Origin of the sequence: Spongiibacter sp. IMCC21906 (assembly GCF_001010805.1) — a bacterium.
In the GTDB taxonomy this organism is placed as follows: domain Bacteria; phylum Pseudomonadota; class Gammaproteobacteria; order Pseudomonadales; family Spongiibacteraceae; genus Spongiibacter.
In genome coordinates, this window is sequence record NZ_CP011477.1 from 2,722,501 (window position 1) to 2,746,203 (window position 23,703).

The 23,703-nt window shown below is 48.2% G+C and carries 21 protein-coding genes (1 of these 21 only partly in view); 9 read left to right on the forward strand and 12 right to left on the reverse strand.

Annotation, left to right across the window (positions count from 1 at the left end; translation table 11 throughout):
* The 3 genes from msrP to ilvY (IMCC21906_RS12565) form a co-directional block, all read right to left on the reverse strand.
* Positions 1-612: the 5' portion of a protein-methionine-sulfoxide reductase catalytic subunit MsrP gene (gene msrP / locus IMCC21906_RS12555; protein ID WP_047012453.1), read on the reverse strand. The gene continues 366 nt to the left of window position 1, outside the view; 612 of the gene's 978 nt are visible here — the first part of the coding sequence; its start codon is at positions 610-612; its stop codon lies beyond the left edge, outside the window.
* Between the two features lie 78 nt (positions 613-690).
* Positions 691-1,545: a CDP-diacylglycerol--serine O-phosphatidyltransferase gene (gene pssA, locus IMCC21906_RS12560; RefSeq protein WP_082117558.1), complete on the reverse strand. Its 855-nt coding sequence runs from the start codon at positions 1,543-1,545 to the stop codon at positions 691-693.
* Positions 1,546-1,590: 45 nt separating this feature from the next.
* Positions 1,591-2,502 (reverse strand): HTH-type transcriptional activator IlvY, encoded by a 912-nt coding sequence (gene ilvY / locus IMCC21906_RS12565; protein WP_047012454.1) that lies wholly within the window; start codon positions 2,500-2,502, stop codon positions 1,591-1,593.
* Positions 2,503-2,664: 162 nt separating this feature from the next.
* Between ilvY (IMCC21906_RS12565) and ilvC (IMCC21906_RS12570) the strand changes: the two genes are divergently transcribed.
* A complete protein-coding gene (gene ilvC / locus IMCC21906_RS12570) occupies positions 2,665-4,140 on the forward strand; it encodes a ketol-acid reductoisomerase (protein ID WP_047012455.1) in 1,476 nt (491 codons plus the stop codon).
* Between the two features lie 176 nt (positions 4,141-4,316).
* Positions 4,317-5,096, forward strand: coding sequence for an RMD1 family protein (locus IMCC21906_RS12575; RefSeq protein ID WP_047012456.1), 780 nt, complete (start codon positions 4,317-4,319; stop codon positions 5,094-5,096).
* A gap of 7 nt (positions 5,097-5,103) precedes the next feature.
* Here IMCC21906_RS12575 and IMCC21906_RS12580 read toward each other — a convergent pair whose 3' ends face one another.
* Positions 5,104-5,985 carry a fatty acid desaturase gene (locus tag IMCC21906_RS12580; RefSeq protein ID WP_047012457.1) on the reverse strand — a complete coding sequence of 294 codons (882 nt, stop codon included), beginning with the start codon at positions 5,983-5,985 and terminating at the stop codon, positions 5,104-5,106.
* Positions 5,986-6,121: 136 nt separating this feature from the next.
* Here IMCC21906_RS12580 and IMCC21906_RS12585 point away from each other — a divergent pair, with 136 nt between their 5' ends.
* Positions 6,122-7,141 carry an AraC family transcriptional regulator gene (locus IMCC21906_RS12585; protein ID WP_047012458.1) on the forward strand — a complete coding sequence of 340 codons (1,020 nt, stop codon included), beginning with the start codon at positions 6,122-6,124 and terminating at the stop codon, positions 7,139-7,141.
* A gap of 18 nt (positions 7,142-7,159) precedes the next feature.
* Here IMCC21906_RS12585 and IMCC21906_RS12590 read toward each other — a convergent pair whose 3' ends face one another.
* The 4 genes from IMCC21906_RS12590 to IMCC21906_RS12605 all read right to left on the reverse strand — a co-directional run bounded on the left by IMCC21906_RS12590 (position 7,160) and on the right by IMCC21906_RS12605 (position 12,856).
* The gene (locus IMCC21906_RS12590; protein WP_047012459.1) at positions 7,160-7,984 is read right to left on the reverse strand and encodes an alpha/beta fold hydrolase; all 825 of its coding nucleotides are present in this window, start codon (positions 7,982-7,984) and stop codon (positions 7,160-7,162) included.
* A 451-nt stretch (positions 7,985-8,435) separates the two neighbouring features.
* Positions 8,436-9,815, reverse strand: coding sequence for a cytochrome P450 (locus IMCC21906_RS12595; protein ID WP_008251345.1), 1,380 nt, complete (start codon positions 9,813-9,815; stop codon positions 8,436-8,438).
* Between the two features lie 50 nt (positions 9,816-9,865).
* Positions 9,866-10,186 carry a 2Fe-2S iron-sulfur cluster-binding protein gene (locus IMCC21906_RS12600; RefSeq protein WP_008251347.1) on the reverse strand — a complete coding sequence of 107 codons (321 nt, stop codon included), beginning with the start codon at positions 10,184-10,186 and terminating at the stop codon, positions 9,866-9,868.
* Positions 10,187-10,336: 150 nt separating this feature from the next.
* A complete protein-coding gene (locus IMCC21906_RS12605) occupies positions 10,337-12,856 on the reverse strand; it encodes a TonB-dependent receptor (protein WP_231580266.1) in 2,520 nt (839 codons plus the stop codon).
* A gap of 301 nt (positions 12,857-13,157) precedes the next feature.
* Here IMCC21906_RS12605 and IMCC21906_RS12610 point away from each other — a divergent pair, with 301 nt between their 5' ends.
* From IMCC21906_RS12610 to IMCC21906_RS12625, 4 genes are all read left to right on the forward strand, one after another.
* Entirely contained in the window at positions 13,158-14,678 is a 1,521-nt protein-coding gene (locus tag IMCC21906_RS12610; RefSeq protein ID WP_008251352.1) for an aldehyde dehydrogenase, read from the forward strand.
* Between the two features lie 48 nt (positions 14,679-14,726).
* Positions 14,727-15,917 carry an iron-containing alcohol dehydrogenase gene (locus IMCC21906_RS12615; RefSeq protein WP_008251353.1) on the forward strand — a complete coding sequence of 397 codons (1,191 nt, stop codon included), beginning with the start codon at positions 14,727-14,729 and terminating at the stop codon, positions 15,915-15,917.
* Between the two features lie 99 nt (positions 15,918-16,016).
* A complete protein-coding gene (locus tag IMCC21906_RS12620; protein WP_047012461.1) occupies positions 16,017-16,442 on the forward strand; it encodes a hypothetical protein in 426 nt (141 codons plus the stop codon).
* A 254-nt stretch (positions 16,443-16,696) separates the two neighbouring features.
* Positions 16,697-17,710: an AraC family transcriptional regulator gene (locus tag IMCC21906_RS12625; protein WP_047012462.1), complete on the forward strand. Its 1,014-nt coding sequence runs from the start codon at positions 16,697-16,699 to the stop codon at positions 17,708-17,710.
* A gap of 14 nt (positions 17,711-17,724) precedes the next feature.
* On the opposite strand, the gene IMCC21906_RS12630 is transcribed toward IMCC21906_RS12625, so the two are convergent.
* The 4 genes from IMCC21906_RS12630 to ilvY (IMCC21906_RS12645) form a co-directional block, all read right to left on the reverse strand.
* A complete protein-coding gene (locus IMCC21906_RS12630) occupies positions 17,725-18,123 on the reverse strand; it encodes a PaaI family thioesterase (protein ID WP_047012463.1) in 399 nt (132 codons plus the stop codon).
* Positions 18,116-18,640, reverse strand: coding sequence for a PaaI family thioesterase (locus IMCC21906_RS12635; protein WP_052763527.1), 525 nt, complete (start codon positions 18,638-18,640; stop codon positions 18,116-18,118). Before IMCC21906_RS12635 ends, IMCC21906_RS12630 begins: the two co-directional genes overlap by 8 nt.
* A gap of 150 nt (positions 18,641-18,790) precedes the next feature.
* Complete coding sequence (locus IMCC21906_RS12640) at positions 18,791-19,570, reverse strand: VC_2705 family sodium/solute symporter (RefSeq protein WP_369795775.1); 780 nt, start codon at positions 19,568-19,570, stop codon at positions 18,791-18,793.
* A gap of 45 nt (positions 19,571-19,615) precedes the next feature.
* A complete protein-coding gene (gene ilvY, locus IMCC21906_RS12645; protein ID WP_047012454.1) occupies positions 19,616-20,527 on the reverse strand; it encodes an HTH-type transcriptional activator IlvY in 912 nt (303 codons plus the stop codon).
* A 162-nt stretch (positions 20,528-20,689) separates the two neighbouring features.
* On the opposite strand from ilvY (IMCC21906_RS12645), the gene ilvC (IMCC21906_RS12650) reads away from it, so the two are divergent.
* Both ilvC (IMCC21906_RS12650) and IMCC21906_RS12655 read left to right on the forward strand, forming a co-directional pair.
* On the forward strand, positions 20,690-22,165 hold the full coding sequence (gene ilvC, locus IMCC21906_RS12650) for a ketol-acid reductoisomerase (RefSeq protein WP_047012464.1): 1,476 nt from the start codon (positions 20,690-20,692) through the stop codon (positions 22,163-22,165).
* Between the two features lie 307 nt (positions 22,166-22,472).
* Positions 22,473-23,624, forward strand: a complete 1,152-nt coding sequence (locus tag IMCC21906_RS12655) for an NAD(P)/FAD-dependent oxidoreductase (protein WP_231580354.1) — start codon at positions 22,473-22,475, stop codon at positions 23,622-23,624.
* Positions 23,625-23,703: the final 79 nt, after the last annotated feature.

A 23,703-nucleotide genomic window follows, 5' to 3' on the forward strand; every position in this document is an offset into this window, starting at 1 on the left:
TTCATCCATGCGCAAGCCTTCTACATAAGGCCAGTCAATAATGGCGAAAGAGGAACGCTGACCACGCATTTCACTGGGGCGATGAACGGTTTTAAATTCAACGTACTTGGCATCAGAGGTGGGCTGAAACCGTTTAAGAAGGTCAGCCAAGGGAAAGCCCACCCACGGTATGACCATCGACCACGCCTCAACACAGCGTAATCTATAGATGCGCTCCTCAAGAGTGACTTGCTTGAGAATATCTTCCAGATGAAAGGTGCCCGTCTTTTCAGCCGCCCCCGTCACCTCAATCGACCAAGGGTCTGTCGTTAGGCTACTCGCGTATTTGGCGGGATCAGATTTGTCAGTGCCAAACTCATAGAAATTATTGTAGTGCGTCGCCTCTTCAAAGCTGGGCTGGGCTTCATCGGTATAAAAGGGATTACCTTCTTTTGTCTTAACCGCCTTATACCTCAAACCCTGCGAGGAGGCTGCAAAAACCGAGGCAGGCATTCCCATCCCCGCTGCCGCAAGCATCGCCCCAGCGCCAAACATAAACTCACGACGCCGGAGATAAACCGATTCCGGTGTAATTTCACTGCTGAGAATATCTGACTTTTGGCGAATCAACATAATGGCCCCTTATTATGATTCCGAGTGGACATTGCCGTCCTGTTGGAAATGAGATGCTTGGGCCGACCCTTTGTTACATCATTTTTTTACAAAACGTCGGTACCCTGCCATTACGGGACCAGAGAGCGCATAGATCAACGCAGCGCAAAGCAACACTCTAGCTGGGTCAATAGATACCAGGCCAAACAGCAAGACTGTCGCGATCATCATGACAAAAGGCACCCGCCCTCGCAGATCGATGCTTTTAAAGCTGTTATAGCGAATATTGACGATCATCAATAAACCCACAAACGCCATTAGCAAACCAGCAATAACCGCAACTTCGGTAGGCAAGTCATATTCAACAAGGCCCTCTTCTGCACAAACCCACACCAAGCCCGCCATCACCGCCGCCGCCGAGGGACTCGCCAAACCGGTGAAGTAATTTTTATCGGCAGTATCAATCTGGGTATTAAAGCGGGCTAAGCGCAATGCTGCGCAGGCCACATAGATGAAGGACACTGCCCAACCAAACTTACCTAAGTCACCCAACGCCCAACTAAACACCACCAACGCTGGCGCCACACCAAACGAGACCATATCGGCCAAGCTGTCATATTCAGCACCAAATTTACTCTGGGCATTCATTAACCGAGCAACCCGGCCGTCCAGTCCATCAAAAATCATTGCGGCATAAATCGCGATGGCAGCATTGGCAAAATTACCGTGCATAGCAGAAATAATGGCAAAAAAACCTGAAAACAGCGCCGCGGTTGTAAACAGATTAGGCAATAAATAAATCCCGCTCTTAAGTTCGGTCTTACCGTCTACCGAGACCTCTTCTTCGTGATCATCAATCAGGGACAGCGCCTCCCGGTCAAATTGCAGCCGCGAGCTTTTACTGGTCTGCGCTTCGCCATTGTCCGATGTAGATGCCTCTTTCTCGTCTGACATGATTTTCCCTAAAATTCGATTAGCGTGGGCAAAGCCCATCATAAATTAAATCGCTGAACTGTACGATGATTGGGCGCAATCCCAAAAAGCTTTAACCAGCGGGTTCGTCAACCGTTGCTGTAAAGCCACCACCCCTATCGCCATAGTGGGCAACGCCGGTTCTACCGGCATAACGCGAACCCGCTCTCGTAAAAAACTGGTAGTCAACACCAGTTCTGGCACCACTCCTATTCCCAAACCCAGCCCCACCGTGCTGACAATCGCCTCGTGACCACTGACTTGGGCGTAAACGCTGGGCTTTATCTGCAATTGCCGAAACCACTGCTCAACCAAATTACGCGCAACCCCTCGCTCCGGAAGAATAAAAGGCAAGCCCGCCAACAACTCGGGGGTAATGTTCTCCCCCGCCGCGCTAATCTGTTCATTAACCGCACAGGGAATATTCGGCACCAATAATCGCAACGACGAACGCGTCAGCTCTTGGTAACTGACCCTCGAAGACATCTGACGAGGTTTAGCCGTAATACCAATATCCTCGCCCCCCTCCGCAATGCGCTCGATCGCGTCGGCCTGATCACCCGTATGCAGCTTTAACTCTATAGCAGGATAACGTTGCCGGAATATTTCCAACACATTGTTCAATACACCATACGACGCCGTTACCGAACAAAACACACTAATCTCACCTTGCAACGACTCGCCGCGAAACCCTAAGCGCTGCACAATCGACCGCCAGTTAACCAGCGCCTGTTCGGCATAGCGCAAAAACTCTCGTCCTGCCGCATTCAGTTGAACGCCCCGGTTATCTCTTTCAAACAATTTCGCGCCAACTTGCTCCTCCAGCCGCTGCAACGCCCGGCTAACAGCCGAAGCACTTAAATGTAGGGCATCGCCAGTGCGGCCAAAGTGTAACGACTGACTGAGATGAACAAATATTTCCAACTCTTTGTTATTCAAAAAAACTCCACGCTGCAAACATGTAACAATGCGAAAAACGCAACACAACATCAACTATATATCATTTTACGCAATGCGAAACCCTTGTTAAAGTGCCCGCCATTGTGGAGCAAACCACGCCTTATTCTTTTATTACATCTATATACCAACAGGAGCCCCACCATGGGACAGAACTACTTCAACAGCCTACCACTGCGCCTGCAGCTGGAAGAGCTTGGCAAATGTCGCTTTATGGACCGCAGCGAATTCGCTGATGGTTGCGAATACCTGAAAGGCAAAAAAATTGTCATCATCGGTTGTGGTTCACAAGGTTTAAACCAAGGCCTGAACCTTCGGGACTCAGGTTTGGACGTGTCTTACACCCTCCGCGCCGAAGCCATCGCTGAAAAGCGTCAAAGCTGGAAAAACGCCACCGAAAACGGTTTTACCGTTGGCACTTACGAAGAATTGATTCCACTTGCTGACGTAGTAATGAACCTGACTCCAGACAAGCAGCACACCCCAGTGGTGACCGCGGTTATGCCATTAATGAAAGAAGGCGCTTGCCTGGACTACGCCCACGGCTTCAACCTGGTTGAAGAAGGCATGCAAATCCGCAAAGACATCACTGTGGTGATGATGTGCCCGAAATGCCCAGGCACCGAAGTGCGTGAAGAGTACAAGCGCGGCTTCGGCGTACCGACACTGATCGCCGTTCACCGCGAAAACGATCCCAAAGGCGAAGGCCTGGCCATTGCCAAAGCACTGGCATCGGGTACTGGCGGCGACCGCGCTGGCGTTTTGGAATCCTCCCCCATCGCTGAAGTTAAGTCTGACCTGATGGGCGAGCAGACGATTCTGTGTGGCATGCTGCAAACGGGTGCTATTTTGAGCTTCGACAAAATGGTTGAAGAAGGCATTGATCCCGGTTATGCCTCCAAGCTGATTCAATACGGCTGGGAAACGGTCACCGAAGGTTTGAAATACGGCGGCATCACCAACATGATGGATCGCCTATCTAACCCCGCCAAAATCAAAGCTTTTGACCTGGCTGACGAGCTAAAAGACATCATGCGTCCGCTGTATCAAAAGCATCAAGACGACATTATCAGCGGCCACTTCTCCAAAACCATGATGGAAGACTGGGCGAACGACGACAAAAACCTGCACGGCTGGCGTGCCGCAACAGCGGAGACGGCGTTTGAGAAAACTCCCGCCACCGACGCTGACATCAGCGAACAAGAATACTACGACCACGGCATTCTACTGATTGCCATGTGTAAAGCGGGTGTTGAGCTGGCCTTTGAGTGCATGGTTGCTGCCGGTATGGAGCCAGAGTCTGCCTACTACGAATCGCTGCACGAAACGCCACTGATCGCTAACACCATTGCCCGTCGCAAGCTGTATGAAATGAACGTGGTTATTTCAGACACCGCTGAATACGGCTGCTACCTGTTCGATCACGCTTGCCGCCCACTGCTAGCAGACTTCATGAGCAAGGTATCTACCGACATTATCGGTAAAGGCCTGAACACCAAAGACCTGGGTGTAGACAACCAAGAGCTGATCACCGTTAACGCGGCGATTCGCAACCACCCTGTTGAAGTTGTTGGCCGCAGACTGCGCGGTTACATGACGGCAATGAAGAAAATCGTTTAAAAAACGCATTTTCAGCACAGCGAAGGGGCCTCACAAGGGCCCCTTTTTTTATGCCTGATTTTGTTCAAAATTCGACCAATAAATATTGCCTAAAAAATAGACTGCGAATATGATTCGCGACCAGTGGCATCCCGCCACTTTCCGACCGGCCGGCGCGCCCCGCACGAGGTGGCAATATGCCATTTTGCAGCTCTACCATTAGCGTTATCAACCTAGGAGACGCATTCCAAATACCAGAGCTTGAAAGCGCGGCCCTAGCGCCCTATGAGTTCACCCGCTATCGCGACGCCTATCACGTGCCCATGGCATCTGGCGAAGCTTGGCTGTTTCAGTACGGTATTGTGGTATTTTGGGCCGTGTCTGACGACGACCAACAGTTACTCATAACCCGCGTAACGCCTTACATCCTGCTGGAATCAACTAAACGCGGCCGCGAGCTATTTCAGTTTACCCTGAACGCCGAGCAGCTCAGCGTTCGCGGCGACCAAATATCGCTACCCAGCGACGACCACTTGCTCAGGTTGGCGGTATCTCACGCGCTGGCGCAGTCTACCCAGCTGATCGTGTTCGAAACCATGGTATTGGACAATATCAAGGCCACCGCGCATATACCTGCAACCCTAGCAGAAAAGGGTAAAATCCCGCTGCGGCGCAAAGAACTGGCCAAAATTCGCGGCCGCTTGTTCGCTGCCAAAAGCGATATTATTTTGCATTATGGCTTGCTCGATACCCCAGAGTTTTTCTGGGAGCACCCAAACTTAGAATCAACCTATATGCAGCTCGCGCGCTATCTCGATATTAAACCGCGGGTAGACGTATTATCGCAAAAGCTGGGCACCATACACGAGCTTTTAGAAATACTGGCCGACGAGCAAAACCACAGCCACAGTGTTTTTCTAGAGTGGATCGTTATTCTGTTGATCGGCTTTGAAGTTGTGATGGCGGCGTTTCACTAAGCTTTTACTAGGTCACTGGCGCCCGGCTCCAAATCCCTATGATTGGCGTACCATGCGCGCGGAGTATCGGCTCAATTTCGCGATGCAGCGCATGGTAACGATAGAACGGCACCCGAGGAAACAAGTGATGAATCGAGTGCAAATTCTGCCCCAACCAAAACCACTCCAAAGGCCGCATCCACTTAGGCATGATCAGGCTACTCGTGTTTTGATAGCGCTTTGTATTGTCATAGGGAAAATGCGGACGATAGGCAAACCAATACGCCGTAAAGAAGCCACCCATGAAATAACCAAGCAAAACAACAATAGCGATACCCGGCTGCTCGATCAGCAGAATAACAAGTAAGCGCCATGTTAAGGAAAGAAACAGCTCAGCACTGTAAATAACACGTTCACTAAGCCGAGCGGATCGCCAATTGTTTTTCGCGAAAAAGCTATTCTGGGTCCAAAAGAATTTGGCCGTAGTCAGTACAACGCTGACTAGCCCGCTGCGCATACCACTAATTAAAAAATCTGGGTCTTTACCTTCAATATTAGTAAAACGGTGATGGGTAAAGTGCTCGTGTTTATGCGACGCAAAGGGCACACCGATAATCGGTGCAACAAGATAACCACATAAATCGTTCAGCCATCGTAAACTCGCCTTACCGCCATGAATATTGCCGTGTACCGCTTCGTGCAAAGTCGTATACGACATATAAGTCAACACGCCGATGAACGGCGTAGCTAGCCAAACTGAAATCAAGCCCACAGCGAATGCCCAAATACATAGCGCGAAAAGGCTCGTTACAAGCAGTGTCAGGACAACTGTAGGCCACGCCACCTTCCCCATATGATGTATCGCTGCACCTAATGCCTTCTTATTTAAATCTATTAGCTCTTCCTGCATTATCATTACCATGTAACTATTAGAAAGTGAATGATTCAACAGTACCGAGAAGCCATCGAAAATAACATGGCACTTATGTCCTTTCGTGCGACACTTATGGCCACATACTAGTTCTACCTAACTCAGGTTTTATACAATGGGAAATACCCAGACCACCCGTCGCCCAATCGCAATAAGCAAAGTAATGATAAATTTTGCGAAAAATCACGGTGTAGATACGGAAACCTGTCTATTTGGAACCGACATCTCAGAGACCAGCCTTAACAACGGCGCTGCACTCATAGAGCGTGATCAGGAAATGCGGCTCATTGAAAACATCATGCTCGCACTACCCAATATACCCGCACTAGGCTTTAAAATTGGCCTTTGCTACAACATCGCCACTTTCGGGATTTGGGGTTTCTCATTGCGAACCTGTCGAACCCTCAGGGAAGCCCTCAACACCGCACTGCGTTTTCTACCTTTAAGCACCGCTTATTGCGAGATTAGCGCCTTTGAGGAAGACGGCTATTTTGGTTTGCTCATGAACCCACAGTCCATACCCAGCCATCTCCGTGCTTTCTTGTTAGAACGAGATATGGCCGCCAGCATAATAATCATCAAGGAGCTTAGCCTAAATGAAATTCAGACTATGCAGACCGAATTTAATACCTTGGATACCACAAACTCAGCCTACATAGAGTCGGTCTGCGGGGTTAAACCACTTTATCAAAGCAGGCGCAACGCCATTCGCGTTCCTATTAAATATATTGATAAACTACAGCCTACTTACGATGCCAACCTAGCGAGACTATTAAGCGATCAATGCACAAGGCAATTGCGCCAGCGACAAACTGGCGGAATTCGCGATAGCGTTAGGAATCAAATTTTAGGCGACTTAGGGCTAATGGCATCGCTAGACGATGTTGCGTCGGCAATAAACTTATCTAGCCGCACACTCCGGCGCAGATTAGATCATGAAAACACTAGTTTTCGCGCTCTGGTAGAGGAGGAGCGAAAACAAATGGCGTTCCAACTTCTAGTAAGTAGCGACATGAAAATAGATGAATTGGCTGCGCATTTAGGCTACACCGACACAAGTAGTTTTACTCGAGCCTTTCGACGCTGGAGCGACTGCTCGCCGAGAGATTACCGACAGACCCAAAACGGTGGGTAAGTAGCAAAAAAGCCTACACTAAGAGCTGACTGTAACAACGTTATGCTCATCACCCTTTGTTAGGAAGCTTTTAACTATTTCCATAACCTTTCTCGGGTCTTCATGGTGCGGGACATGAGCTACTCCGTCCATAATAACGGCCAAAGAGTGTCCTGACACAGAGCCGGCAATGAAATTGGGAAACGCGACTGATCCGTATTCATCATTGTCTCCGTGAATTGCCAACACCGGACACTGCACCTCCTTTAGATGGCAAACCAGATTCCAACCTCTAAACTCAGGATCAAGCCAAGTTTCAGTCCACGCAGCCAAGACCCAGCGAGCTTTATTACCATGGTATTTGGTAAGTTTTTCCATATTGATCGGATTACGGAAGTACTGCTTCGCAGCTTCGATCCCGCTTATTGTTTGTTCTTCAATAAATGGCTGCGCAGACTCGGCAATAAGACTAGAGCAGAGCTTCGCTCGGGAGTGAATAGCAGCAACTGCTATCGCCATACCACCGCCGACACTATGACCAAATGGAACCACCGCCTCCAAGCCTAGAGACGCACAAAGTGATGGGAAAACAATTTCCGCTTCTTCGTCAATGAATCTGCGCGACGGTCGTTCTAGGCGTTCGCTGGACCTGCCAAGCCCCAACCGGTCATAGGCGACAACTGTGCGACCAAGGCTAAGGGAAAGCTGAGCCGGGAACTCTCGCCACAGAGCTACGCAGCCTAACGAATCGTGCAACAGGACGATTGGAGGTGACAGTGACGGCTCTACTGGATGCCAAACCCGGACATAAATACTTCCACCCGGAACATCAACATATTTTTCTTCTGTTTTTCCGCGCCACATAAATTATACCGCCCCTATTAGCTTGAAGATGGCACGACAAGCATTGGGAAAATAGCATTCAGCGTTATCAAGGAAAAGTATCGCGATCATCCAGAATATCTCATTGTCGGTTAATGAACAAAATATCGCCTTCAACGAAATTCTGCCGCAGACGTTTAACGCAATTGACGGCAACCTAGAAAGTCGGCGCTAGCTACAATTAAGAACATGAATAAACGAGGATAAGCACTACAAAATAGACGATTATTTAACTATATATGTACTATATACGTAAAATTATTTCATAAAAAGGCCCCCGAAGGGGCAAGGGCAAGGGCATCGTCAATTACTCAGCTATAAACGCCGAGAAAACCAGAATATTAATTCTAATAAATTTAATTTAAATACAGTACAAGGGAAAGCTAATACACATTGGCACCAAGCTCACCCGTATTACTAACACTACTCTAAACTACTTCGATGTAAGTTTAACCATCATCTTCGAATAGCCTTTTACAAAGTTAGACTGCACATACTCGGGCTCGCCAACTACTTCGATTTTATCGAATCTCGCTAACAATTCTTCCCACAGTATACGCAACTGCAACTCAGCAAGACGATTGCCCATACAGCGATGCACGCCAAAGCCAAAGGAAAGGTGGTTACGCGCGCCTTTACGATCCACGATAAACTCATCAGGCCGCTCAATCGCGCGCTCGTCTCTGTTGCCAGAGGCATACCACATTACGACCTTGTCACCCTTTTTGATGGTTTTGCCATTTAGCTCCACATCCTGCTTCGCGATACGACGCATATACGCCAGCGGCGTTTGCCAGCGGATAATTTCTGACACCATGTTCGGAATCAAGCTAGGATCGCTCTTCAGCTTAGCAAACTCGTCAGGGAAGCGATTCAAGGCAAGAACACCACCGGACATCGAGTTACGGGTGGTGTCATTACCACCAACAATTAAGAGAACTAAATTACCAAGGAACTCCATCGGCTTATTAATCAGATCCTTAGTATCTGGATTATTCTGTAACATACCGATCAGATCAAAACCTACTTCGCCACCAGCAGCAATCTTTTCCTCTTTAACGCGCCAAAGTTGAGAAAAATGCTTGGCCATATCCCTCATGCCCTCGAACAGCTCGTCGGTATTGGTCGAGCCGCCAGTCATCTCGGCACCGCCGCCAGCCAAATCTGACCAATAAACAAGTTTTCGACGCTCCTCGTAAGGGAAGTCCAGCAGTGTTGCTAGCATTCTGGCAGTCAGCTCGATAGAGACATCCTCTACCCAGTCAAACGGCGTATCTAGCGGCAGCTGATCTAGGACCTCTTGAGTACGACTGCGAATCAGACCCTCCATTTCTTTGAGATTCTTCGGTGCCACAACACCCTGCACAGCTTGACGCTGCACATCGTGCTTAGGTGGATCCATCGCGATAAACATCTCAAGTGCGAGCTCTTTCGGCGTAGCGCCAATAATGATAAACGGTTCGGCAGAAAAGAGGTCGTGATGTTTATCTACGTAGACAATGTCTTCATAGCGCGTAATTGACCAGAACGGACCGAATGGACTTTTTTTCTGATAATGAACGGGGCATTCATCGCGCAACCGCTTGAAATACGACTCCCAACGATTTTGCTTAAACAGAAATGGATTACTAACGTCAATATCGTCGATCGCCAGCGTTGACACTTCAGGAACAGGTGCTTCTACAAACTCCGGGAATTTAGTGTACATACCTAGCTTATTTTTAGCCTTGTACAGCATATGACCGGCTTTAATTTGTAAGTGCATCGGGACGCTTGCGGCGCCCTTTTCAGCAACCAAATCAACAATTTTCATAGTCTTTCCACCTTTTCGCATTATTCGTTGAGTATTATTCTTGTACTTTTTTACATCTGAAATTCAGGCAAGCGAGCAACCATGCCATCCATCCCGTCAGTGGTGATAATCTGGCAAGCAAGCCTGGAGGTTTCACTACGCTCGGGAGTCAGATCTAACATTTGTAATTCATCCTCGGTCGCGCCGCCGGTAATATTGACAGCACCACCTTCAATAATTACATGACAGGTACCGCAGGCGCACACGCCACCGCAATCAGCGTCAATACCTGGAATTCCATTATCCAAGGCAATTTGCATCAAGGACTTCCCAGCCTCAAAATCTACTATGTGTTCAGTGCCATTGTGCTCAATAAAAGTAATACTTCCCATAGCGTTCTCCTTCGTAAAGCTGTTTGGCCGCATTAACCACTTGTACCCCAACCTTGTCGCACAAGTAGAAAATGCCCCAAGCAATATTTACGACTTAAATTTTATTAAATAATGTGACCGTAAAATAATTATTTATAACGAAATTGCTCATTAAAATTTATAGGTCGCATCCACACCAAAGGTACGCGGCGGACCTGCCTGGAAATAGTCGAACCCAAACCCAGCCTGAAGATTGATCGCATAACCATCATACTCTTCGTCTGTAAGGTTTTTCGCCCAGATTGAAACCGAGTAATCTTCATTAATTCCTCGCCAGGTCATACGAGTATTCACCAATGCATAGGCATCTTGTTTGATATTTTCATATCCGCCTTTATCGTTATAAGCGCTATACCACTGCTTATCCTGATAATTAGCATTAACATTCCAACTGAGATAGCCGCGATCGCCATTGTAAAGCTCGTAATCAATTGAGATATTACCGCTGACTTTAGGAGCCGAAATCAGCTCATTACCAGCTAAGTCAACTTCGTCATCTGGGTTGTTAAGGGTTTGGGTGTCTGACAAGGTCAGCTCGGTATACTCGGTATCAAGATAGCCAAGCCCCATCATCAACATTAACTTTTCTGTAGCGGCAAACATAATCTCAGCTTCTAAGCCTGCAATAGTAGAGCCACCGGCATTTTCCAAAAAGTTGGATACACCAACAACGTTGATAAACTGCTGATCTTTATAATCGTATAAAAAGGCTGCGGCATTAACACGAGCACGCTGATCATAAAAATCAGATTTGAAACCTACTTCATAAGCATCTATGTACTCAGGTCTCGCATAGGCATCTTCGAAATCGCGCTCACGATAATAAACACCGCCATTAAAATTACCGGAACGGAAGCCCTTGCTATAACTTGCGTACATCATGAAGTCGTCATTGAAACGATAATCTAAACCAAGCTTACCGGTAAATTCTTGTTCCTTTGCCGACATTGGCGTCGAGGAGTCTGTGGTATACGGTCCGTGGGTATAACCAACCTCACCCGTTGCAACTAAATCCTCGACCGTTGTTTCTCCACTAAGTAAATTTTCTAGAAACACATCGATTTCAGCAATACCGGCATCGCCACCAAGGTTCAGCGGTACAAAGGGCTCGTCATATCGACTAGTATTACCAGGAACATATGTACCGCGCGGGCTACCATCGTAACCTTCTCTAGATATATTAAGGTAGGCAAGGTCAATTTCGTCGACGGTATAGCGAATACCAAAGTCGATTCCAAAGTCTGCGGTTACGTCAAAACGAAGCTGCGTATAAGCGGCGTAACTTGTTTTATCGGTGATCATTTTCTGGTCTAGCTGACCAAAATCAAGCAGGTATGGATAGAACCCGGTCGCACCGGGATACGTTACCGCAACCCGAACATCGGGCGGTGTGCCGTAAATTGCGTATTCATTATGCATATCCATTTCTTCTTCGGCGTAATATAAACCGCCAATGAAATTGAACATGCCGTCGTAATTACTCGAAATTCGCAAGTCCTGACTAAACGCCGTAGTGTCTACCGCCCAACGTATCTCAAGCAGCTCTTCGGGTGAGCCGTCAGTATTCTGCTGCTGAGCGTAGTCAGAAATGCTAATTGACGAGATACTTGTGAGGGTGTGGCTATCGCCAATAAACTCTAGTTTGTTTACCAACATATCCGAATTAACTATTAACGGACCGGTAAAGTTATCTTCAACCTCATGATGCCCGAGGTTTTGCGACGACGCCGAATAACCCGTGTTATCCATATAACCACTACTGTCGTCACCTTGGGCCAGAGAGCCCGTCACAATACCGCCTACGCCAAGTAAGCCATCACCACCATCAAGATTTCCACGTGGTTCGTTTCTCGATGCATTGGCTAGTGAATCATTTTGCCCATGGGTTAATTTAAGAACGTTATTTAAATTCTCAGATATCTGCCAATTTAGCGTTAAACGCAAGGCCTGAAAATCAATAGAGGATAAATTTGGACCGCCTAACCGATTCTCTGTATAACCACTATTTCGGGAGAAGGAATATGCAAGGCGAGCAGCCAAGGTCTCGTCAATTAGCGTTCCCTCGACACCTAAATCGCCCACTCGAGAATCATAATTTCCCGCGCCCAACTTAAGATTTACATGCGTTCCGTCATCAATCATTGGGGTTTTTGTTATGATGTTTATAGCTCCACCCGTAGTGTTTTTGCCGTATAGGGTGCCTTGGGGGCCGCGCAATACCTCAAGACGCTCAACATCAAAAAAGTTCATACCATGGGTATACACGGCGCCCATATACGACTCGTCGGAGTAGACACCAATTGGGCTAGCCTGATTAGAGCTGTAGTCAGACATACTGACTCCGCGAATAGCGAAGATCGGTTGTACTTCACCAAAAGGCCCGCTAACCTGCATATTCGGTACTTGTGCAGAAATATCATTTGCACTCGCGAAACCGAATTTTTCTAACGAATCAGAAGTCATACCGGTAATCGCAACAGGAGTATCCTGCGTACTCTCCGAGCGCTTCTGCCCCGTAACAACCACTTCCTCGAGCATTGGCGCGGCCAACGAAGTCATTGGTATATAACTTAGACTAGCTAAAGATGCACCTAACGTGATCTTTTTTAAGTAACTCTGAGATATGCGCATTTAATTATTATCCCCTCTAACACTATCGATCAAGTGCACATAATCCACCAAAAGCAATCTCACGTCTTTTCCGATGCGGACAACTTTTTGGCAAATTAGGACAGCCGCATTGGCAATTCTCAAATGACAAAAAAACGTCCTAAAAAGCCAATACCAATCAACACTAAACATCAATAATCAGTTCAAACAAATAAACAAATAAACAAATAAACAAATAAACAAATAAACAAATAAACAAATAAACAAATAAACAAATAAATAAAACATTTATATCCATACAGACCAACATCAAGGACATTAAATGAACAACGCCCATGAATTACCGCTTTATCATCACATCATTAACGGCGATATAGTAAAGCCAAACTCTGGTCACTATATTGACGTGCATTGTCCTGCCACAGGCAATCTAATAGCGAAAACCGCCGATGGCGATGCGACCGATGTAGACCTCGCGGTAAACGCAGCCAGCCGTGCATTGAAAAGTACAGATTGGCGCAATATTAGCGTAACCGCGCGTTCCAAATTGCTGTATCAAATCGGTAACACGGTATTAGCGAATGCCCAAGAGCTAGCTATTCTAGAGGTTCAAGCCTCCGGCGGAACGATCAAGCGGGTAATGGGACTAGATATCTTGGCCATCGCCGATTTATTTTTCACTCTTGCCGAGTCCATCAAAAACTACCCATTTATCGAAAACCTTTCACCAAAGATTTTGCCAGAACAAGTTCACACCATGGTCGTCAAAGAACCTGTTGGCGTCTGCGGCATTATTACCGCGTGGAACTTTCCGCTTCTTTTACTTTCTTGGAAAATAGCCCCAGCCTTAGCTGCAGGTAACACCGTGGTCGTAAAAGCATCAGAATTAACGCCAACATCGACATTTCGCTTAATTGAGCTAATTAATCAATTTTTACCGGCTGGTGTATTGAATCTAGTAAGTGGTACGGGGGTAAAAGTGGGTGACGCCCTAGTCAAACACCCCAAAGTAAATAAAATATCTTTTACAGGTTCCACTCAAACAGGTAGAAATATTCAAGTTGCTGCAGCTGCCACGCTAAAGCGAGTCACGCTAGAGCTCGGTGGCAAAGGCGCGGCTATCGTAATGCCTGACGCCAATATCGACTTGGTCGCGCATGGCGCACTGTTCGGCATCATGATGAACTCTGGGCAGGCTTGTGAATCAGCTAGTCGATTAATTGTCCATGTCGATATCCACGATGAACTCATCGCCAAAATGAAGACCTTGGCAGAAAAAATAGTCGTAGGTAATCCACTCGATCCTGCAACTGGCATGGGCCCTATTGTTTCGGAGCAGCAGTTTAATCGGATTGAGGCCTATCTTAAATCGGCTCAAGAGCAAGGCGCCCACATCGTTACCGGAGGAAAACGCAAGATTGTGTCAGGCTTCGAAAATGGCTATTTCCTCGAACCGACTATTATCACCAATTGCCAGAATGATATGAAACACACCTGCGAAGAAATATTCGGCCCAGTTGTGTCTATTATAAAATTTACCGAGCTAGACGAAGCCATAAACATCGTAAACGATTCAATATACGGACTGTCGGCCGGCATCTGGACCGAGGACATCATTGGCGCCCAAGCCGTTGCTCGCCAACTCGAAGCTGGCTCAGTTTGGATAAATGACTGGCACATGATGCGTACAGACGCACCCTTTGGCGGAATGAAGCAAAGCGGCTATGGTCGGGAGATGAGTCATAACAGCCTAAACTCGTATACAGAATTGAAATCGATTTCGACAGCGTTTGAACGCGACCCAAGTAAAAAATCAACTTACCACTTGGTCCATACGTTTTAAGGTTCGCGACCCAGCTAATTGAACGCTAATTATTAATAGGATACCAGCATGTCTAGCTCACATTACTATCAGTACAATATGCGCAGCACGATTCATTGCGCCGCAGGCTCAGTTATTCGCATACCCGCGCTATTTGAAGGCATGGGTGCCAAAAGAGTGGTGCTATTTAGCGATATTGGTCTCGAACAGGCCGGCATCGTAGACCAAATAAAGGCAGTATTCGCCAGCTGCTCTAGCAATAAAGCCGTGCTAGTAGGCGTTTATACCGGCATAAGCCAAGACGCAGCCTGCCAATCCGTAAACGCTGCAACTGCTTATGCTAGGTCCGTGGCGGCCGATGCCATTCTGGCAGTGGGTGGCGGCAGTGTTCTAGATGCCTCAAAAGGTGTCAAATACTCCCTTCAACACGGGGCAACAGATATCGCCGACTTACTTCAGAGTGGGATTAAAATTGATGCCTGGCCAAGCTGCCAGCACTCGGGGATCCCTCATATCGGCGTACCTACCACTGCTGGCACAGGAGCAGAGGTTTCACCAGTAGCGGTGTTCTACAATGAAGCCTTAGGTATTAAAACCAACCTTGTCGCGCCTTTTCTAGAGCCCGACATGGCGGTACTAGACGGGAATCTGTGCTTAGGACTACCGGACTTCCTCACCGCTGCAACAGGAATGGATGCTCTAACACACGCACTGGAGGCTGTCGCCTCGCCAACTGCGAATGCCATGACAGATGCTCACGCATTTCATGCCGCACAAATGATTGTCGAAAATTTGCCCAAGGTGATCGATAATGGCAAGGACGTTGTCGCGCGCTCAAATATGTTACAAGCGAGCAGCCTAGCAATCGACGCCTTCGGCGGTAGCCTAAACGCAATCCCCATTCACAACTGCGCCCACGCATTCGGCGGCATGTTCCACATCCCCCACGGCGACGCCAATGCCGCGCTCCTTCCCGTCGTGATGGAAGCATGCCCTGAATTTTATGCAGGCAAAGGGCAGCGGCTCGCCAAAGCACTCAATCTTTCTCAAAATGGTAGTGACCAAGAACTATTGGGCAATTGCATTAAATTCTTAATAGACTTCCAACAGCGCATAGGCTGTACAACCAACTTTAAACGCTGGGAGGTCAACCAAGATAAGCAAGATGCTATTTACCATGCGATTGCATCTGACCCTGCCGCAATGTTTTACAATATACCCCCTGCAGCGATGGCTAAAATTGTTCAAGCGGTATGCTGAGAGGAGCGAATTAAAGCAGCGTAATACTGGATGTATTAGCTTACTCAAAGAGCATGGACGCTCGTATAACCCCGTCACTTTTATATACCGGAGAAAATAATGTTAAAAAAACTACTTCCGTACTCAACTTTAACCGCAGCATTAATGACTGGCCCATCACTTGTCAACGCCCAAAGCTTAGGTCCGCTTCAGGGTATTACCGACACATTGGGGAGCCTAAGCGGGGGATTAGTGGTGACGCTAGTTGACCCACTCCAAGCAACCACCGCAGCCATTGGGTTAAATTCGTCACCGCTATTCAATATACTGCCAAATAATCCATTACTAATCACTTATGATGTTCTATTAAAAGGGCCGGAAAATACTATCGTTATCAGCGATCTACTACAGGGCAACCTAATCATAAATAACGTTCTCTCCGGATTACCTGGTGGCGATGTAATACAGGCGACTTACAGTGAAAATTTAAAGCCATTTATTCCAACCCTTCCCCTAATCGATGGGCTGATTAATTCACAACTTTAAAACACCTTTCACCGCTCGCCCGTAAATGCGGGCGAGTGTTCCCGCGCTATATTTAGTTCGTCATACAGTAGCCCCCCGAAACCAATATAAACAAACAGCACCAAAGCAGCCGTGCAGACAATGGGTAGCTCCCCCGCCTACACCGAAGTGCCACTCATTCCCTGAGTAGGAAACTCTGCATATTCTTGCTATGCTCCGAGCAGATCAAAAACGTACCCACAACGATAACAATACCTATATACCTGTGAGACTCAATGACTGCACGCGTACGGGCCAGCTGCCTAAATAATTTTGTATCCCTAATTGAGGAGCTACAAGGTAATGCTGAGGATTTATGCCTCAAAGCAGGTATAGATTACAGTCAACTAGATCAGGAAGACTATTTTTTCCCATATCAAAGCTTTATCGACCTACTTGAGTTAAGTGCCACAAGCCTAAATCTACCCAATATTGGCTTACAACTTGCTATGCGACAGGATCACTCTATTCTTGGTCCAGTTGCTTTTTTAGCACTATCTGCGCACGATGTCAGGTCAGCATTAACAAGTGTAGGAAAATTTCTGTACCATTTCACCCCCGCCATTTCACTCACATTGAGAGAGAGTGAGGACCAGCCAAGCTATGCCTGCTTAGAGCTCGTCAACGCCAATAACAGCCGCCAGGCAGTAGAGCACGCTGTCGCTTGCACACTTCACATTATTCACCTGCTTACCGAAGGAAAATTTAAAGCGCGGGCCGTTCATTTCCGCCATTCAAAAATTGGTCCCGAAAAGCATTATCAAAGCGCGTTCAATTGCCCAACGGTATTTAATCAAAAATATGATTCAATAGAGCTCGACACCGACTTTTTAGATATCGAATTGAGCTCCCACAACCCTCAGCTTCACGGTTTGGTATCCAGCTACCTCTCGATGGTAGAAATAGATTCCAACTCCACAAGTAAACCGAATTTATCGACCAGCAAGCAAGCTCGTCATTTAATTCAAAAACTGCTACCGACCGGCCAACTGTCACGCCCCGTAATTGCAGAAAACATGAAACTTCATGAACGTGCCCTGCACCGAAAATTGCAATCTGAAGGGTATACCTTTGAAGCACTTGTTGACGAAGTTAGGATTACTGAAGCTAAAAAACTTCTTGCGCACGACGCCATACCCATGTCACAAATAGCGGGTTTATTGGGGTACAACGAACAAAGCTCATTTAATAGAGCGTTTAAACGCTGGTTTAATATGACGCCAAAACAATATTTGCAAAGCAAACCTTAGGCTAAATTAAAGTTTCACTCTTTAACCAAAAACTGCGCCCTAGCCATTGCTATAGGCGCAGCTTCATCTTCCTGCCACGCACTTATACTCACGTTAATCATTCGCCTACCGAGATAGACCAACTTGCAGCGCGAATGTGTAGCCACATACTTGCCTGCACGCACATAGTCCACCGCGAAATCGACCACCTTGGGAAATTTTTCACTGTTGCTATGCCGCAAGACATACATCATTGCCGACAACTCCATAAAACCAGCAATTGCCCCACCATGTAACGCTGGCAGTGTCGGGTTGCCGATATTGCTCTTTTTGGTCGGTAACAAAAAGCAATCGTTCTCCCCTCCCACTTGTATACCAAGCGTTTGCGCATAAGGAACTCGGTTAATAAGTTGATGCAATTCCAAATCATTCATTGTCGCTACCACGGGACTTCTGCCCTGATTGTTTCAATTTTTGCGCTGCACGAAACTCACGACGCATATCGGTAAACAACGCGAGCTCCATTCGGAAGAAATTACCAACAGCGGATGCAATTGGCTTCTCGCGATCACCATGATGGGCAAGAGCTCGCGCAAAAATCACACTCTCAGTGACGCGATAAACCTCCGCGTCGGCATACACCGTTTGGCCAGGGGTCGCCGCGCGCATATAATCGATACGTAAATCGATGGTTGGCGTCATCGCCAAATCTACTAATACCGTCGCGGCGGCAAAGCCACAGCAAGTATCCAATAAGGCGGTGATTGCGCCGCCATGAATAACGCCCGTATCCGGGTCACCAATCAATGTGTCGCTGTAGGACATAGACATACCAACCCGATGACGCTCAACATATTCTGGGCGAATGCCTAAGGTCGTAAAATGATCGCCTTCATTGGCCGTTAAAACGGTATCAACGAAACGAAGTAGCTCTTCAAAATCCAATGCCATTATTTATCCCGAAATAGCTATTCGACCGAGTATAAACGGCCGCAGCCCAGCATTTTACCAAGTTAACGTCTAAAAGGGTGAAAACACCATAAGACAAAAAAAGCCGCCACCGAAAATCGGTAGCGGCTTGGCGCCTCGCGCTATGTGAGCTTAGTGAACTTGGGCTTCACCCGCTCCCTGTGGGTAGCGAATACTCTCTACCATATCCTGTACATCTTGCGGTGGCGGCGGTGTTAAATGGCACACCACAGCGGCCACTGCAAAGTTAACAATCATGCCTAAGGTACCAATCCCTTCTGGCGACACCCCAAACCACCAATTCTCAGGCACGCTGGCCGCAGGATTGATAAATTTGAAATACACAATATAGGTAGCAGTAAACAAGAGACCACTAACCATGCCCGTTATCGCACCGTATTTATTCATGCGTTTGTAAAAGATACCGAGGATGATGGCAGGGAAAAAGCTCGATGCCGCCAAGCCAAAGGCAAAGGCCACCACTTGGGCGACAAAGCCCGGCGGATTTATCCCCAGATAGCCAGCGATACACACCGCCACCGCTGCCGCACTACGTGCATAACGAAGCTCCATTTTGTCCGATATATTCGGCATCAGATTTCGCTTCAGCAAATCGTGGGAGATCGATGTTGAGATAACCAGTAGCAAACCTGCCGAGGTAGACAAGGCTGCAGCAACGCCACCCGCGGCAACTAGGGCAATCACCCATGCAGGAAGATCGGCAATCTCGGGGTTGGCCAAGACCATAATATCCCGATCAATATGCATCTCGTTGCGCTCGTCGCCGGAGTAGAACATACGGCCATCTTCGTTTTTATCTTCCCAGCCGATTAAGCCGGTTTTCTCCCAGTTGGTCACCCACGTCGGCGCTTCGCCATTATCCGATGTAGATGTCTCTTTCTCGTCTGACATGATTTTCCCTAAAATTCGATTAGCGTGGGCAAAGCCCATCATAAATTAAATCGCTGAACTGTACGATGATTGGGCGCAATCCCAAAAGGCTTTAACCAGCGGGTTCGTCAACCGTTGCTGTAAAGCCACCACCCCTATCGCCATAGTGGGCAACGCCGGTTCTACCGGCATAACGCGAACCCGCTCTCGTAAAAAACTGGTAGTCAACACCAGCTCTGGCACCACCCCTATTCCCAAACCCAGCCCCACCGTGCTGACAATCGCCTCGTGACCACTGACTTGGGCGTAAACGCTGGGCTTTATCTGCAATTGCCGAAACCACTGCTCAACCAAATTACGCGCAACCCCTCGCTCCGGAAGAATAAAAGGCAAGCCCGCCAACAACTCGGGGGTAATGTTCTCCCCCGCCGCGCTAATCTGTTCATTAACCGCACAGGGAATATTCGGCACCAATAATCGCAACGACGAGCGCGTCAGTTCTTGGTAACTGACCCTCGAAGACATCTGACGAGGTTTAGCCGTAATACCAATATCCTCGCCCCCCTCCGCAATGCGCTCGATCGCGTCGGCCTGATCACCCGTATGCAGCTTTAACTCTATAGCAGGATAACGTTGCCGGAATATTTCCAACACATTGTTCAATACACCATACGACGCCGTTACCGAACAAAACACACTAATCTCACCTTGCAACGACTCGCCGCGAAACCCTAAGCGCTGCACAATCGACCGCCAGTTAACCAGCGCCTGTTCGGCATAGCGCAAAAACTCTCGTCCTGCCGCATTCAGTTGAACGCCCCGGTTATCTCTTTCAAACAATTTCGCGCCAACTTGCTCCTCCAGCCGCTGCAACGCCCGGCTAACAGCCGAAGCACTTAAATGTAGGGCATCGCCAGTGCGGCCAAAGTGTAACGACTGACTGAGATGAACAAATATTTCCAACTCTTTGTTATTCAAAAAAACTCCACGCTGCAAACATGTAACAATGCGAAAAACGCAACACAACATCAACTATATATCATTTTACGCAATGCGAAACCCTTGTTAAAGTGCCCGCCATTGTGGAGCAAACCACGCCTTATTCTTTTATTACATCTATATACCAACAGGAGCCCCACCATGGGACAGAACTACTTCAACAGCCTACCACTGCGCCTGCAGCTGGAAGAGCTTGGCAAATGTCGCTTTATGGACCGCAGCGAATTCGCTGATGGTTGCGAATACCTGAAAGGCAAAAAAATTGTCATCATCGGTTGTGGTTCACAAGGTTTAAACCAAGGCTTGAACCTTCGAGACTCAGGTTTGGACGTGTCTTACACCCTCCGCGCCGAAGCCATCGCTGAAAAGCGTCAAAGCTGGAAAAACGCCACTGAAAACGGTTTTACCGTTGGCACTTACGAAGAATTGATTCCACTTGCTGACGTAGTAATGAACCTGACTCCAGACAAGCAGCACACCCCCGTGGTGACCGCGGTTATGCCATTAATGAAAGAAGGCGCTTGCCTGGACTACGCCCACGGCTTCAACCTGGTTGAAGAAGGCATGCAAATCCGCAAAGACATCACCGTGGTCATGATGTGCCCCAAATGCCCAGGCACCGAAGTGCGTGAAGAGTACAAGCGCGGCTTCGGCGTACCGACACTGATCGCCGTTCACCGCGAAAACGATCCCAAAGGCGAAGGCCTGGCCATTGCCAAAGCACTGGCATCGGGTACTGGCGGCGACCGCGCTGGCGTTTTGGAATCCTCCCCCATCGCTGAAGTTAAATCTGACCTGATGGGCGAGCAGACGATCCTGTGCGGCATGCTGCAAACGGGTGCTATTTTGAGCTTCGACAAAATGGTTGAAGAAGGCATTGATCCCGGTTATGCCTCCAAGCTGATTCAATACGGCTGGGAAACGGTCACCGAAGGTTTGAAATACGGCGGCATCACCAACATGATGGATCGCCTATCTAACCCCGCCAAAATCAAAGCTTTTGACCTGGCTGACGAGCTAAAAGACATCATGCGTCCGCTGTATCAAAAGCATCAAGACGACATTATCAGCGGCCACTTCTCCAAGACCATGATGGAAGACTGGGCGAACGACGACAAAAACCTGCACGGCTGGCGTGCCGCAACAGCGGAGACGGCGTTTGAGAAAACTCCCGCCACCGACGCTGACATCAGCGAACAAGAATACTACGACCACGGCATTCTACTGATTGCCATGTGCAAAGCAGGTGTTGAGCTGGCCTTTGAGTGCATGGTTGCTGCCGGTATGGAGCCAGAGTCTGCCTACTACGAATCGCTGCACGAAACGCCGCTAATCGCCAATACCATTGCCCGCCGTAAACTGTACGAAATGAACGTGGTTATCTCCGATACCGCAGAATACGGCTGCTACCTGTTCGACCACGCTTGTCGCCCGCTGCTAAAAGACTTTATGAGCAAAGTCTCTACAGACGTTATCGGCAAAGGGATTAACGTGAAAGACAACGGCGTAGACAACGCCGAGCTGATCGCTGTGAACGCCGAAATCCGCAACCACCCGGTTGAAGTGGTCGGTCGCAAACTGCGTAATTACATGACAGCTATGAAGAAAATCGTCTAAGCGATCAACTGCTCAATATTGAAGGCGCCAACATGGCGCCTTTTTTGTTTCAGCTGTTTCAGCCATCGCAACGCCCTCCAACCCACTTCAAAAAGAAGCCAACTCAACTGCCATCCCAGGATATAAGCCCGGTATAATCCCGCAACGAAATTAAACCGCCCGAGCTGCCCTCACTACTATGTCTAATGATTCAAGGCCCACAAGCTTCTCGGCCAATTCCTCGTCGCTTGCATCCCAAGCCAGTGCCAACAGCAATCGCTACGACGTTATCGTGATCGGTGCTGGGGCATCAGGGTTGTTTTGCGCTATGACGGCGGCCCAACGGGGACGTCGGGTACTGGTGCTGGAACGCGCGAATAAAGTCGGCAAGAAAATTCTGATGTCCGGCGGCGGTCGCTGCAACTTCACCAATCATTTTGTCAGCGCAGAAAACTTTATTTCTGCCAATGAGCACTTCTGTAAGGCCGCGCTTAGCCGCTACAGCCAGTGGGATTTTATCGCCATGGTTGAGCGCTACGGCATTCCTTATGAAGAGCGCAAACACAGCCAACTTTTTTGTCTTAGTTCAGCCAAAGATATTTTAAACATGCTGTTAGACGAGTGTAGCGACGCCGGCGTGGAGATCCGCAGTCACTGCGAACTCACATCAGTCAGCGCGCTAGACCACGATAACAGCCGCTATCAACTTAAAGGCCACCAAAATCAAACGCCACTGCAACTGGCTTGTCAGTCACTGGTGGTTGCCAGTGGCGGCCTGTCTATTCCAACCCTAGGCGGCAGTGGTATTGGCTACGACATTGCCACTCAATTCGGTTTGGCCGTCACTAAAAAACAAGCTGGACTGGTGCCCTTTATGTTCAGCGATGCCAGCAAAGCTTTGTGTGAGCGGCTTTCTGGCTTAGCCGTTGAGGTAGAAGTCAGTTGTAACAATACGCTGTTTAGAGAAAACCTATTGTTTACCCACCGAGGTATGAGCGGCCCGGTTATGTTGCAAATCTCCAATTACTGGAACCCCGGAGACACGCTCTCCATTAACCTTTTGCCCGATACAGATATCATCCAGTGGTTGCAGGAGCTCAAACAACAACAGCCGCGCTCACTGCTTCGCAGCGGCATCAACCAGAAATTAAGCAAGAGCCTGACTAGCGAATTACAGGCCTTGTGGTGGCCCGAAGAGGCGGACAAACCCTTGGCTGAATTCAGTGACCGCCGACTATCAGAGATCGCCCAAAAATTAGCCGCATGGCAGCTAAAGCCCTCTGGCACCGAAGGTTATCGCACCGCAGAAGTCACTCGTGGCGGTGTAGACACTGCCGCCATCAGCTCCAAAACCATGGAAACGAAGCATCAACCCGGCTTGTATTTTATTGGCGAAATACTCGATGTGACCGGCTGGCTGGGCGGCTTTAATTTTCAATGGGCTTGGTCTTCTGGCTACAGTGCCGGACTCAATGTTTAAAGGGCTTATCACCAAGGCCGTTTCTGCGTAAATGTACCCACGGCAAATATGCTAATATTCCGCGCCGCCGCCATGACGG